The organism is Mariniradius sediminis (assembly GCF_021491425.1).
Classification (GTDB): domain Bacteria; phylum Bacteroidota; class Bacteroidia; order Cytophagales; family Cyclobacteriaceae; genus Mariniradius; species Mariniradius saccharolyticus.
The window spans coordinates 280999-294122 of sequence record NZ_JAKEVZ010000006.1; the positions used below are offsets into that span (position 1 = coordinate 280999).

At 46.4% G+C, this 13124-nt stretch carries 14 protein-coding genes; 13 read left to right on the forward strand and 1 reads right to left on the reverse strand.

The annotated features are described in order from the left end of the window. Positions 1-75 precede the first annotated feature (75 nt). Entirely contained in the window at positions 76-657 is a 582-nt protein-coding gene (locus L0U89_RS09975; protein WP_234861385.1) for a NifU family protein, read from the forward strand. A gap of 18 nt (positions 658-675) precedes the next feature. Beyond that, positions 676-1746, forward strand: a complete 1071-nt coding sequence (locus tag L0U89_RS09980; protein WP_234861386.1) for a DUF3810 domain-containing protein — start codon at positions 676-678, stop codon at positions 1744-1746. Positions 1747-1755: 9 nt separating this feature from the next. Here L0U89_RS09980 and L0U89_RS09985 read toward each other — a convergent pair whose 3' ends face one another. Further along, positions 1756-2472 (reverse strand): pyridoxine 5'-phosphate synthase, encoded by a 717-nt coding sequence (locus tag L0U89_RS09985; protein ID WP_234861387.1) that lies wholly within the window; start codon positions 2470-2472, stop codon positions 1756-1758. 62 nt (positions 2473-2534) lie between these two features. On the opposite strand from L0U89_RS09985, the gene L0U89_RS09990 reads away from it, so the two are divergent. The 11 genes from L0U89_RS09990 to trxA all read left to right on the forward strand — a co-directional run bounded on the left by L0U89_RS09990 (position 2535) and on the right by trxA (position 12056). Next, on the forward strand, positions 2535-2984 hold the full coding sequence (locus tag L0U89_RS09990) for a GatB/YqeY domain-containing protein (protein WP_234861388.1): 450 nt from the start codon (positions 2535-2537) through the stop codon (positions 2982-2984). Beyond that, entirely contained in the window at positions 2985-3524 is a 540-nt protein-coding gene (locus L0U89_RS09995) for a CvpA family protein (RefSeq protein ID WP_234861389.1), read from the forward strand. Continuing rightward, on the forward strand, positions 3508-4089 hold the full coding sequence (locus L0U89_RS10000; protein ID WP_234861391.1) for an anthranilate synthase component II: 582 nt from the start codon (positions 3508-3510) through the stop codon (positions 4087-4089). The genes L0U89_RS09995 and L0U89_RS10000 overlap by 17 nt, the downstream gene beginning before the upstream one ends. A gap of 65 nt (positions 4090-4154) precedes the next feature. Then, on the forward strand, positions 4155-4820 hold the full coding sequence (locus L0U89_RS10005) for a CBS domain-containing protein (RefSeq protein WP_008627722.1): 666 nt from the start codon (positions 4155-4157) through the stop codon (positions 4818-4820). 12 nt (positions 4821-4832) lie between these two features. After that, entirely contained in the window at positions 4833-5708 is an 876-nt protein-coding gene (locus L0U89_RS10010; protein WP_234861392.1) for an NAD kinase, read from the forward strand. 144 nt (positions 5709-5852) lie between these two features. Then, on the forward strand, positions 5853-6605 hold the full coding sequence (gene porG, locus L0U89_RS10015; RefSeq protein ID WP_234861393.1) for a type IX secretion system protein PorG: 753 nt from the start codon (positions 5853-5855) through the stop codon (positions 6603-6605). A 79-nt stretch (positions 6606-6684) separates the two neighbouring features. Continuing rightward, on the forward strand, positions 6685-7419 hold the full coding sequence (gene uppS / locus L0U89_RS10020) for an undecaprenyl pyrophosphate synthase (RefSeq protein WP_234861394.1): 735 nt from the start codon (positions 6685-6687) through the stop codon (positions 7417-7419). A gap of 9 nt (positions 7420-7428) precedes the next feature. Beyond that, positions 7429-10119 (forward strand): BamA/OMP85 family outer membrane protein, encoded by a 2691-nt coding sequence (locus tag L0U89_RS10025; RefSeq protein WP_008627730.1) that lies wholly within the window; start codon positions 7429-7431, stop codon positions 10117-10119. Then, positions 10119-10655, forward strand: coding sequence for an OmpH/Skp family outer membrane protein (locus tag L0U89_RS10030; protein ID WP_234861395.1), 537 nt, complete (start codon positions 10119-10121; stop codon positions 10653-10655). Before L0U89_RS10025 ends, L0U89_RS10030 begins: the two co-directional genes overlap by 1 nt. Before the next feature lie 13 nt (positions 10656-10668). Beyond that, entirely contained in the window at positions 10669-11226 is a 558-nt protein-coding gene (locus L0U89_RS10035) for an OmpH/Skp family outer membrane protein (RefSeq protein ID WP_234861396.1), read from the forward strand. A gap of 521 nt (positions 11227-11747) precedes the next feature. Further along, complete coding sequence (gene trxA / locus L0U89_RS10040; RefSeq protein WP_008627736.1) at positions 11748-12056, forward strand: thioredoxin; 309 nt, start codon at positions 11748-11750, stop codon at positions 12054-12056. Positions 12057-13124: the final 1068 nt, after the last annotated feature.

A 13124-nucleotide genomic window follows, 5' to 3' on the forward strand; every position in this document is an offset into this window, starting at 1 on the left:
CTGACAATTTTCCGATAAGGACAAGAAAGCGGAACTTTGAACGATAAATCGTGTTTAGAATCTAAAATCAACACCATGCTCCAAACTCAAAAAAGACCTGTCCACATATACATGGAAGCGAATCCCAACCCAAATTCGCTCAAGTTTGTCATCAATTTCATGCTCACAGACGAGGGAATCAGCTTTGACTATCCCGACCAAGCCAGTACGGAAAACTCCCCTCTTGCCCATGAGCTTTTCAATTTCTCGGCTGTTGAGCGGGTGTTCATCACTTCCAATTTTGTGACCGTCACTAAGAAAAACTGGGTCGAATGGCCAGAAATACAGGATTTTATCCGCGACCATATCAAAAAATACCTGGAAGCCGGAAAGGCAGCCGTTCAGGTCACTTTTGACAAAGACCCACTTTTTGATGAAAACGACTCGGAAACGGTCAAGAAAATCAAGGGTATTTTGGACGAATATATCCGCCCGGCAGTCGAGCAGGACGGTGGAGCAATCGTATTCCATAGCTTCCATGATGGCATCGTGAAGGTATTGCTCCAAGGAAGCTGCTCGGGCTGTCCGTCCAGTACCGTGACACTCAAAGCCGGCATCCAAAACCTATTGACACGAATGGTTCCGGAAGTTTCCGAGGTACAGGCCGAAGGAATCTAAGTTGAACCAGGGTCTCGGATGTTGAGGGGAAATTATACATGGGCTGCACTAGGCCTAGTCAGCGTGCTGGCTAGGCATTTTGCCATTAAATATCCGGAGAAAACAGAGCTTTTTTATTCTCGGTTGTTTTTTCCCGGCATCCGTAATCTTATCGACAATACACTTTCCATCCTGCCATTTGCCACGGTCTACATTTTTGTGGCATCCATATTCCTGTTTTTAGGAATCTATTTCTACAAAGTCTGGCGCATGGAGGGATGGAAAGACAAGGTCGGCTATTCCATCCGTTCCTTGGCCAACTACCTAGGAGCGATTGTGTTTTTCTTCCTGATATTGTGGGGATACAATTACCAAAGGATCCCGATATTCAAACAAATCGGCATCACACCCGTGCCGCTCAATGAAGATCAACTCCTCGGTGAAATCAAACTCACAGCCAATATCGTCAACCAGCTTCGCGCCAATATCGAGGAAGATACCGTGGCGATAGAATCGATTATGGATTACGGGGATTTGGAAAAATTGGTACGGGCCAACATGCGGGAAAATCTCTACCTGCTGGGCTTGAACTTTACAGGAAATCCCCGCACGAAGCAATTTTACCCCGCAGGATTTATGCGAAGGATGGGAATTTTGGGAATCTATTTCCCCTACACAGGCGAAAGCTACATCGACCCCACCTTGCACCCACTCGAAAAACCTTTTACCATTGCCCACGAAATGGCGCACAGCTACGGTGTGACCGACGAAGGAGAGGCCAATTTCATTGCTTGGGTCATTTGCAGCAATTCGGAGGAGGCCCTGCTCCAATATTCTGGCCAATTGCGGCTATTGCGCTACCAAATGCGCGACCTCTACCGCATGTCCAAGGAAGTCTACATTGATTTTTATAAATCCCTACCCGCCGGAATCCGAAACGACCTGGTTTCGATCCAGAAATCCAACGAGCTGATCAAACCCTTTAATCTGGAGATCAGCCGCAAGTCGAATGATCTTTTTCTCAAAACCCAAGGCGTGAAAGCGGGAGTAAACAGCTACCAGGAACTCCCGATGCTCGCTTTTGCCTGGAGAAACCGGCTGAAAGAATAATTGCTAAGCTCAATCCTCCAATTGGCGACGGTACATTTGGATTGTATTTTCCAAACCGTAATACAATGCATCGCAAATCAAGGCGTGACCGATGGACACTTCGTCCAAAAACGGAATGGATTGTTTGAGAAACTTGAGATTGTGGAGGTCCAAATCATGTCCGGCATTTAGTCCCAAGCCCAATTCCTTTGCGATTGCAGCAACTTCCACGTAAGGTCGCACTGCCTTTTCACGATTGATAGGATAATTGGAGGCATAAGGTTCCGTGTACAATTCCACCCGGTCCGTTCCCGTAGTCTTTGCAGGTTCAAAAAATTTCACCTCGGGATTGATGAAAATAGACACCCTAACGCCATAGGACTGTAACTCAGAAACAACGTCCTTCAAGAAAGCCTGATGGGCAATCGTATCCCAACCGCTTGAAGAAGTGATTGCCTGCGGCGGATCGGGCACCAAAGTCGCCTGTGCCGGTCTGACCAATTTGACCAAATCCATGTACCGCTGGTCCGGATAGCCTTCGATGTTGAACTCAGTGCTGATCACCTTCGCCAAATCCAGAACGTCTTGGAATTTGATATGCCGCTCATCAGGTCTGGGATGGACCGTAATGCCTTGGGCACCAAATCTTTCCGCGTCCAAAGCCACTTTTACAAGGTTTGGGTTGTTGGCACCGCGAGCATTTCGCAGCGTCGCGATCTTGTTAATATTTACACTGAGTTTGGTCATTTTACTTAATTTTAGGGGTACTTTTGCCACAAATTTACACCGATAACCCAAAGAACAAGATCATGAGCTTGAAGGCAAACATAGAATCGGAGATCAAAAACGCAATGCTCGCCAAAGACAAAGACAGGCTACGGGCGCTTCGTGCGATCAAATCGCTCATCCTGCTGGAAGAAACCAAGGAGGGTGCGGGCGCAAATCTTACGGCTGACGATGAAATCAAGCTCCTGACAAAGGCTGCCAAACAGCGGAAAGATTCCGCAGATATCTACAAGCAACAAAACCGTGAGGACCTTTACGCCGTGGAAATGGCCGAGCTTTCCATCATCAATGAGTTTTTGCCCAAGCAGCTTACAGAGGAAGAATTGGTGGCCGAATTAAAAAAAATCATCGCTGAAACGGGTGCGAGCTCCGCGAAGGACATGGGCAAAGTAATGGGCGTTGCCACAAAATCCCTGGCTGGAAAAGCAGACGGCAAACTCATTTCCCAAAAAGTGAAAGAACTTCTTGCGTAGATGTTTGATATCCTGATCATCATATTTTTGGCCATTGGCGCCTATGAAGGATTCAAAGAAGGCCTATTTGTGGGCTTGATTTCTTTTGTTGCCTTCGTTGTGGCCTTGATGTTGGCGTTCCATCTCATGCATTGGGGTGCAGGAATTTTGGCCGAGCAACTCAAGGACTCTTCCTTTGTGTTGCCTTTTGTGGCGTTCTTACTTATATTTTTTGGGGTACTGATGATTGTGCGTGGCTTGGCTTTTCTGGTCAAAAAATCCATGGACATCACAGTTTTGGGAACTGCAGATGACATTGCGGGAGGTATTTTGGGGGTTTTCAAATCCGTCCTCTTTTTGAGTTTTCTAATATGGATTGCCGAGTCTTTTGAATTTTCCTTCATCACCAACTGGACCAAAGATTCCAAAATCTACCCCTTCGTCCAGCCGATTGCGCCATGGATCGTGGCGTGGGTGCAGCCTTTGCTGCCGATTTTTCAGGATACGATCGACAAGATTTATGATTTGGTAAAGGCCACAGCGGATGGTATTGTTGATTGACAATTTCGATTCCTTTTCACATATCCTGGCCGACTACCTCCTGCAGACCGGAATCCCCCTCAAAATCGTCCGAAATGACCAATCCTTGCATTCACTTACAGCCGGAAACTGGGAAGGATTGATCCTGTCTCCCGGCCCAGAATCACCCGAAAAAGCGGGAAACCTGATGGAGATATTAGGCCACTTTGCTGAAAAGGTTCCCATTCTCGGGATTTGCCTTGGACACCAAGCGATCGGCCTACATTGGGGTGCTACTCTGGCAAAAGGGAAGCAACCTGTCCATGGAAAAGTGCATGCCGTGAAATCCCTTTCCACACACGAAATACTATCCGGATTGCCGGAATCATTCATGGTCACGCGTTACCATTCCCTGCTATTGACCGAGCTACCTGATTGCTTGGAAGTGTTGCTGGAAACAAATGATGGTGAAGTGATGGCGATCGCACATCGGGAATTGCCGATTCTGGGAATCCAATATCATCCGGAAGCCTACCTGACGGAATTTGGAAAAGAAATCATCCAAAACTGGCTCCGGTGGGCAAATATTCTTCCGAAAACCTTGTAATTGGGTCGAACCAGCAGGTTTGAAATTTCGTTTTTTTATTCAAATTCCTTTAATATCTTTATTGCATGCAGGCCTACGAATTTATCAATAATCTGATCCCTCCCTTGAAGCTTAAAGACAAGGTGAAGATGGCTTTGGGCTGGATGGAAGAAATCAGGACGGGCCAACTTCCTGTCGTGGATGGGGGAAGATTCCTGGGATTTGTGACTGAGGACCTGATTTTTTCTTTGAACAACCCCGATCTTGCCGTTTCCAAAATCGAACTGGATTCGCCTTCATGCTTTGTTTACCTAGACAAACATATCTATGATGTCATCAAAGTCGCCTCGGAAAACCATTCCAATATGGTAGCGGTGGTTGACCGGGAAAACAATTACCTTGGCGTGGTGACCATGGAGGATGCGATAGGCGCCTTTGCCAACTCGCTTTCGATTCAGTCCCAAGGTGCAGTAGTGGTACTTTCCATGTTTATGACGGACTACAGCCTCTTTGAAATCGCCCGCATCATCGAATCGGAAAACACAAAAATCCTCAGTTCCTTCATCTCCAATGATCCTTTGGACGACTCTAAAATTAAGCTGACACTCAAGCTGGACCGGACAGAAATGCGGCATATCAAAGCAACCTTGGAACGGTTTGGCTACAAAATACTGGATCATTACCAAGAAGAGGAAGGCGTCAGCGGCGAACAGGAAAGAATCGGTAACCTTTTGAGGTTTTTGGAGCTATAAACCTTGGGCTGGATGAAGATCGCTTTACATGGGATTGGGGTACAGAAAGAATTTTTCCCGGCTATCCACTCACTTTTTTCACTTCTGAAAGAAAATGGAATTCAGTTTTATTTGACCGAAAGCTTCCACAAGTCACTCAAGAAACAAGCTTTTGACAAAGGAAAGCTGCCAGAAACGCTCTCGAAAACTGCCATTGAAGAAATGGATTTTGTGTTTTCGGTCGGTGGCGATGGTACCTTACTCGATACCGTCTGCCTAGTAGGACGTACCGAAGTACCGATCCTGGGTATCAATACGGGACGGATGGGATTCCTTGCCACAGTCGCAAAAGAGAATATCAACGACGCGATACAAAATCTCCTCTCCGGAAAATACACCCTCGAAGCGAGGTCACTCCTCAGTTTGGAATCCGATAAAGCTCATTTCAACGGACTGAATTTCGGGCTGAACGAATTCACGATCCACAAGCGCGATACCTCCTCGATGATCACGGTCCATACCTACATCAATGACCTCTACCTCAACAGCTATTGGGCGGATGGATTGATTATAGCGACACCGACTGGCTCTACGGGATATTCCCTGAGTTGCGGTGGCCCGCTGATTACGCCCGGTGCGCGGAACTTCGTCATCACCCCAGTAAGCCCACACAATCTCAACGTGCGGCCGATTATCGTGTCGGACGAGAGCGAAATCAGCTTCAGGATCGAAGGGAGAAGCGAAAAATTCCTGATCTCTTTGGACTCGAGGTCCATGCCGATTGATGCCTCTGTAAAATTGAAGGTGAAAAAGGCTGATTTCTCCGCCAAATTAGTCAAATTCGCACCAAACAGTTATTTTGATACCCTCCGTCAAAAACTCAATTGGGGATTTGACATGCGTAATTAAAAGTACCCGCTCGGGGCGTCCTTTCACCAATGGGTTTGCCTTCGAAAAAGGGGAATTCTATGCCGATTTTGATTAACAAAAATTAACCCGGCAAATACGGAAACGGGTTTTTATATCGTTGTGTACTTCATAAATTGCAGCGTCTTGAAAAAGAATCAGTCCAGGATTTCATCCTTTGTTTGCCTGTTGATAGCACTATTTGTAGCGGCTCCGCTGGGGGTCTTCGCACAGAAATTTGACTTCGGCGGGGGATTGGGAGTGGCCACTTATTCCGGGGATATTACCCGGCTGGTCAATCCCGAGCAACTGGGTTTTCAAGGCACGTTGTTTGGCAGACGAAATTTTGACAATGTATGGTCCATACGAGGGGGCATTTCCTTTGCGCGCCTCAATGCCGCGGACAGCCTCAGGCCAATAGATCCTGCGGCAGCTTTGCGCAATGGATTCTTCAAGGGCAGCCTTGCGGAGGTATCGGTCGTGGCAGAGTATCATTTCCTCGACTTCATGCATCCACAGGCACGGTACAGGTTTTCGCCCTATGGCTTCCTGGGCTTGGGATATTCCACATTCTCCGGAAGCGGACAAACCTTCCAAGGTGATCCCGATGCGGGGACCTACTTGGTAAGCACACCCGTGATCCCCTTTGGTATTGGCATCAAGTACAAGCTGAGCAAGCAATGGATACTCGCGACAGAGCTCGGATTCAGGGCCACATTCACGGATAACCTGGACAAGATAGACAGCAAACAAGCCTCCATCCCCAGATTCCCCGACCCCAACAATCCGAATGCGCTTTATGGCTATAACTATGGAAATTACAGCGACAAGGATTGGTATTATTTTCTCGGCGTGACGCTCAGCTATTCATTTTACTCCGTCAAGTGCTTCTCTTATTAATTGGTTGGAAGCGTAGAATATTGAAAAAGAAATAGCATTTTTGTACCTCCAAAAAATAAGGAGTACGGGATTCTACGCAATGAAAGAATCATTAGACAAAACAAAAATCCCCCAACACATCGCGGTAATTATGGACGGCAACGGCCGATGGGCCCAGCAAAAGGGCGCCATGCGGATATTCGGCCATAAAAACGCCGTCACCGCCGTCAGGGAATGTGTAGAAGGCTGTGCCGAATTGGGAGTAAAATTCCTGACACTTTATGCCTTTTCGACCGAAAACTGGGCAAGACCCAAGGATGAAGTCGACGCACTCATGGAACTCCTCGTGGAAACAATCGCCAAAGAGGTACCTACCATGATGAAAAACAACATCAGGCTGCTCTCCATCGGTGACGTCAATACCCTCCCCAGAAAAGCCCACAACAAGCTTAAGGAAGCCATCGAACTCACAAAAGCAAATTCCGGAATGACCGTCGTACTCGCCATCAGCTATAGCGGACGTTGGGAAATCAGGGAAGCAGTACAAAGCATTGTCGAAAAAGTCGTCAACAAGGAACTAAAAATAGAAGAAATCACGCAGGAAGTCATTGCTGCGAATTTAAATACAAAGAACATCCCTGATCCGGAACTCTTGATCAGGACCAGTGGAGAACTGCGGATCAGCAATTTCCTCCTCTGGCAGTTGGCTTACACGGAACTCTATTTTACCGAGGTACTGTGGCCGGATTTTAGAAAAGAGCACTTGGTACAGGCCATCTCGGACTATCAAAAACGAGAAAGAAGGTTTGGCCTTACCGGGGCGCAAGTAAAATAATTTGATTTGATGAAAAAGAGTTTACTATTCCTCTGCCTCCTGTTGGCGTTCTTTCAATCTCAGGCCCAAATCCGCCTGGGGCAAAGCCGCTACACGCCGACACGGCCAGTGGACATTTTGGAATTGAATTATTCGAAGCCCCAGAAATTCCGTATCGCAGAAATCAAGGCCGTCGGGTTGACCACACTGGACGAAGTTGCAGTCACTTCCCTGTCTGGCCTGAGAGTGGATGATGTCATTTCCGTGCCGGGAGACCAAATCTCAAGCGCACTGAAAAGACTTTGGGGACAAGGTATCATTGGCGACGTCAAGATACTGGTCACCAAGGTGGAAGGAGACGATATCTACCTCTTGCTGGAACTGACGGAAAGACCGAGATTCAGTCGGGTCGAGTTTGCTGGAATCAACAAAACACAAGAAGGAGAACTCAAGGAAAAGATCAAAATCAGGGGCCGTGTAGTCAGGGATGATGTTTTGGCCAGTTCCCAGCGCAGTATTTTGCAGTATTACAGAGACAAAGGTTACCTGAACACAGAAGTAAAAGTGGTCCAGGAACGGGATACAACCCTGCCCAATTCCGTAAAGCTCCGCTTCCAAATCGATCCCAAGACCAAGGTCAAGATCAACCGCGTGAAGATTTACGGTGCGGAGGAAATCAGCGAAGCACAGGCAAAATCCAAACTAAAGAAAACCAAGGAGCACCCAAGGATGCACTTGGTGAGGGATTGGCTGTCAAGGGTATCCGACGCTACTACCGAATCCACCAAGGCCGCAATCACCCAAAGAAATCCTGTTAGCCAAGATCAGGTAAAGGATTATATCAACAAAACTGTCAAACTGAATTTTCTCAGTTCCTCCAAATTCGTAACCAAGGACTACCGGACTGACAAAGAAAAACTGATTGCCTTCTACAATTCCAAAGGATACCGCGACGCGGAAATCATGGTGGATTCCGTATACAAGTTTTCCGACAATACAGTCAATGTGGACCTGTCGCTAGAAGAAGGCAAGAAATACTTCTATCGAAACATCACTTTTGTCGGCAACTACCTGCATCCCGATGCAGTACTCCAATCCAGACTTGGTATCCAGAAAGGTGACGTCTACAACAAGGAAAAACTGGACAAACGCCTCAATTACGACCCCCAAAAGGAGGATGACGTGAGTTCATTGTATCAAAACGACGGATACCTCTTCTTCCAAATAGACCCCGTAGAAATAAAAGTCGTAGAGGACTCGATCGATATCGAGCTCCGCATCATGGAAGGCCCACAAGTGACGGTCAACTCGGTCAATATCCAAGGAAACGAGCGTACTTCTGACCACGTGGTCATGCGTGAAATCCGTATTCTCCCGGGCCAAAAGTTCAACAGGAGTCTTTTGGTAAGGACCATCCGGGAACTTTCACAATTGGGTTATTTTGACCCTGAAAAAATCGAACCTGATCTGAAGCCAAACTTCGAAACTGCTACAGTAGACATCACTTTCAAACTCGAAGAGCGTCCCAATGACCAAATCGAGCTTTCCGGTGGTTGGGGTGGATTCTTCGGCTTCGTCGGTACGGTGGGCTTGGTGTTCAACAACTTCTCGCTCAAGAATATCACTAACTTCGAAAAATGGAAACCACTGCCGGTGGGCGATGGACAGCGACTATCACTCCGGGTACAAGCAAACGGCCGTTCTTTCCAAAACTACAGCTTCTCCCTTACCGAACCTTGGTTCGGTGGTAAAAAACCAAATGCCCTCAGCCTCAGCTTCAACCACTCCGTACAAAGACAGCTCAATTTTCAAAACCGTGCCAATCCAACACAGGAACTCGGGTTCTTCAAAATCACCGGTGCCACCATCGGGTTTGCGAAAAGGGTGACATGGCCTGACGATTACTTCTCATTCAGTTCTGCACTCCAATATCAATTATATGATTTCTTTGAATTTGGAAGGAATTTCGGCCTAAGCTTCCCAACCGGAAGGCTGAACAGCATCGTGTTGAATACAACAGTAGCCAGAAATAACATCGACAACCCGATCTTCCCTAGGATGGGTTCCAATATTTCTTTGGTAGCTTCGCTTACACCACCTTATGCTTCCCTGAATCCAAATCTCAATTCAGAATCGACTGACCAGGAAAAATTCAGGTGGTTGGAATACCACAAGTGGATGTTTGACGCGACCTTCTACACACCACTGTTTGGTTCCAAGAAATTCGTTGTCGCCACAAGGGCACACATGGGCTTCCTAGGCTCCTATGGTAATAAAATCGGCATTATTCCGTTGGAAAGATTCGTGATGGGTGGTGATGGCATGACTTTCAACAACTTCGCCCTTGGTCAGGAAATCATCGGCTTGAGGGGTTATGAAAACCAGATCATCACGCCGGGACGATTGACGAGGGGAACCGGAGAACCATATGGTGGTATCGTGTATAACAAATACGTCATGGAGCTCCGCTTCTTGGTTTCTCCCAACCCATCGGCAACGATCTTCCTCTTGGGATTTGCTGAGGCAGGTAACAACTGGGGCTCCTATGCGGAATTCAACCCTTACAATTTGAAGAAATCCGCAGGCTTCGGTGCCAGGATTTTCATGCCTGCCTTCGGTCTCTTGGGTCTTGATTGGGGTTATGGTTTCGATGCAGCGCCAGGCACGTTCCAGCGAAGTGGACCTCAATTCCACTTCACGATTGGGCAACAATTCAGATAATGATGGAAAGACGGATTATATTGTTAATTTTGTCGCTGATTTTGGGTTTGGGCATTTGGACGCAACCGGCTCAGGCCCAAAAGTTTGGATACATTGACTCTGAATTTATCCTGAACAAACATCCTGACTACAAGCTCGTACAAGATGAATTAACAAATCTTAGCAATGAGTGGAAGAAAGAGGCACAGGATTTGGAACAGGCTATCAAGGAAATGTATGCCAACCTCAAAGCGGAAGAAGTCCTGCTGACAGAGGAAATGTACCAAGAGCGCGTGGCTGCCATCAAGGAAAAGGAAAAAGAAGCAATCGCTTACAATAACCGGGTATTTGGCCTCAACGGCCAGTACTACCAAAAGCAGAAAGAATTGCTCCAACCCTTGCAGTCCAAGATCTATGACGCCATCGACCGGGTCTGCAAGCGCAACAACCTCGTGGTGTTGTTTGACAAAGCGGCTGGGCCATTGATGATTTACACAGATCCAAGGCATGACTACTCGGAGTTTGTCTTGGAAGAATTAGGAATAGAAAACAAATAACAAATACACACAAATGATGAAAATTAAAGTTGTCCTTTCCGCAATCGCATTGATGTGCGTAGGATTCGTAGCCCAAGCCCAAGAATTGAAAATTGGCTATACCAACGTGGAATTACTGATGGACTTGATGCCGGAGATGGAGCAGATCGCAGCCGATATCCAGGATTACCAAGCACAGCTTCAGACCAATATCCAAACCAAAGCAACTGACTTCCAAAAGAAAGTGCAGGCTTACCAACAAGCAGCACAGACCATGACGGAAGACGCCAGAATGGCCAAAGAACAGGAATTGCAGAAACTCCAGCAGGACATCCAGAAGTTTGAACAGGATGCACAAACCTCCTATCAGCGGAAACTCCAAGAACTCTTGGCCCCTGTACAACAGAAAGTGTTCAACGCGATCAATGCAGTAGCCGCTGAGCATAACTACACCCACGTGTTCGCCGAATCGGCAGGCAACTCGCCCATTCTGCTTTACACCAAAGAAGAAGACAAGTTTACCGAACTGGTAGTGGCCAAATTGGGTATCAAACTCCCTACTCCGCCAGCCGCTCCATCAGGAGGAAACTGATAAGCGCTGCATGGGTAAGGTACCCCCGCTGCAATAGGTACATCTGAAATACGAAAAGCCCGTCAAGAAATTTGATGGGCTTTTTTGTGAGCTTCTTTATTGTCCTGTGTGCCCAGACGCAGGACTTTTTCTTTCTCCGGAATAAATATACCTACAAACATCTCCAAGCCCTCTTTTCTGGTTTTTAAATGGTTTCCTATTAATTTTGATCATGTCGAAAATTGAGCATTCCTATTTTCTTGAAAACTGCAACAACCCCTTCCAAGGATCGGATCGGGAAAAAATCTGGGAGCAAATAAAGAAAAACGGCAGGGAAATTTCGAAAACCGATCTATTCAAAAGATTGGAAGAAATAAAGAGAAATGCCAAAAAGTAGGTTGATACCCTGAAAGTACCCCCCAAGTGCAGGATTTGATCCTAGACACAGTCCGCCGCCTCCAATCCCAGCGCACAAATTTCAAGTGAGCTGGAACCGAACCATTCGGTTTGCTTGTTCAGGTCCCCCAGACAGCTCGATTCCCATGCCCAAGAAAAAATTCAAGGAAATCATCCAACAATCCGAAGCGGCCATTTTGGTGGATTTCTATGCGGACTGGTGCGGACCTTGCCAAACAATGAATCCCGTCCTGGAAGCCGTTATCGGGGAATTGGATGGGAAAATACAACTCCACAAGCTCAACGTCGACAAGCATCCTCAATTGGCACAGCAGTTTGGCGTGCGGTCCATTCCCCATTACATCCTGTTCAAAAAAGGCAAAATCCTCTGGAGAAAAGGCGGCATCATGACCAAGCGGGACCTGCTGCAGGGATTGAAAGGATTTATTGGTTAGCCAAGATGGTCCTTTGGAATTCTGGAAATGGCATAATGCGCAACGCTAGTTTTGTTTGGCTAAAGCCAGAACCATCTATCGCTATCCCTCAGGAATGGGCTAAAGCACCATTCCTATAAAGCGCTGATCCAGTCGATAATCCAAGAATTGCCTCCTGCTTTAGTTTGGAATTGCCTCCTGCTTTAGCTGGAGGCCTGAAATGCCCAATCTCCACCGGGGCTTTAGCCAAAAGAAACCATTGCGAAACAACACAATACTTCAGCCCCAAAAGGGTGCTCGGACTTGAGGTCTGAGGCCAGAATCTCCGAAAGGTTAAAGAGAAGCACCAAGAGGTGGTACAACCTCCGCTTACTCAGCGATTGCGGTAGGCCTACTACCATCTATTATGCAACATGTCTTTGATTCACATCAAGGACTTCACGACACGCCTCCTCCCAGACCGAGATTCATCAATGATTTTTAATTTAATCCTCCTAATTAAGTGTGAAATTTTATCTTTTCTACTACTACCTTTTTGAGACTACACCCTCAAAAGTAGAGTACAAATTGCAATTTAAATTAAAGCTTTCAACCGAACTCAGTAAAATATTTAGTAGTGAAATTATACTCCAATAATCATGTGAACCTATAATGGTTAGGCACTAACTTTTGCTTTTAATTATTTTCAGGAAAAGAAAAAATAAAATACAACTAAATATTATATCAAAAATGTCCACGAATACCGATTCACTAATTTCACCTCTAAACAACGATTGGTGAATCACAAATGGAAACAAATGAAAGGCACTATCTTTTCTAAAAACCAACATTAAGAATCCTATGGCTAATACGGCAGAAACAAGCATTGAAATATTCCTTGACTTTATCATAATTAGTTTGTTGGCACAATCTTCCCCCCCCCCTGAGTGTAGTATAGGCTTTCGGTGGTGGACTGGGTGGTACCGATATTCTTATGGATTAAACAACGGGTTTGATATAGGATTTTTCATATTTTCGGTCTTCCCTTATCAGAGCGAATATCCGGTTGATTATTTTGGCTCTGACTGCATTTAGGACCGTCATTTTGTT

Bases quoted from the DNA above. Each gene is read 5' to 3' on its own strand.
- L0U89_RS09975 (WP_234861385.1), top strand. From the start codon at position 76: ATGCTCCAAACTCAAAAAAGACCTGTCCACATATACATGGAAGCGAAT.
- L0U89_RS09980 (WP_234861386.1), top strand. From the start codon at position 676: ATGTTGAGGGGAAATTATACATGGGCTGCACTAGGCCTAGTCAGCGTG.
- L0U89_RS09985 (WP_234861387.1), bottom strand. From the start codon at position 2,472: ATGACCAAACTCAGTGTAAATATTAACAAGATCGCGACGCTGCGAAAT.
- L0U89_RS09990 (WP_234861388.1), top strand. From the start codon at position 2,535: ATGAGCTTGAAGGCAAACATAGAATCGGAGATCAAAAACGCAATGCTC.
- L0U89_RS09995 (WP_234861389.1), top strand. From the start codon at position 2,985: ATGTTTGATATCCTGATCATCATATTTTTGGCCATTGGCGCCTATGAA.
- L0U89_RS10000 (WP_234861391.1), top strand. From the start codon at position 3,508: ATGGTATTGTTGATTGACAATTTCGATTCCTTTTCACATATCCTGGCC.
- L0U89_RS10005 (WP_008627722.1), top strand. From the start codon at position 4,155: ATGCAGGCCTACGAATTTATCAATAATCTGATCCCTCCCTTGAAGCTT.
- L0U89_RS10010 (WP_234861392.1), top strand. From the start codon at position 4,833: ATGAAGATCGCTTTACATGGGATTGGGGTACAGAAAGAATTTTTCCCG.
- uppS (WP_234861394.1), top strand. From the start codon at position 6,685: ATGAAAGAATCATTAGACAAAACAAAAATCCCCCAACACATCGCGGTA.
- L0U89_RS10025 (WP_008627730.1), top strand. From the start codon at position 7,429: ATGAAAAAGAGTTTACTATTCCTCTGCCTCCTGTTGGCGTTCTTTCAA.
- L0U89_RS10030 (WP_234861395.1), top strand. From the start codon at position 10,119: ATGATGGAAAGACGGATTATATTGTTAATTTTGTCGCTGATTTTGGGT.
- L0U89_RS10035 (WP_234861396.1), top strand. From the start codon at position 10,669: ATGATGAAAATTAAAGTTGTCCTTTCCGCAATCGCATTGATGTGCGTA.
- trxA (WP_008627736.1), top strand. From the start codon at position 11,748: ATGCCCAAGAAAAAATTCAAGGAAATCATCCAACAATCCGAAGCGGCC.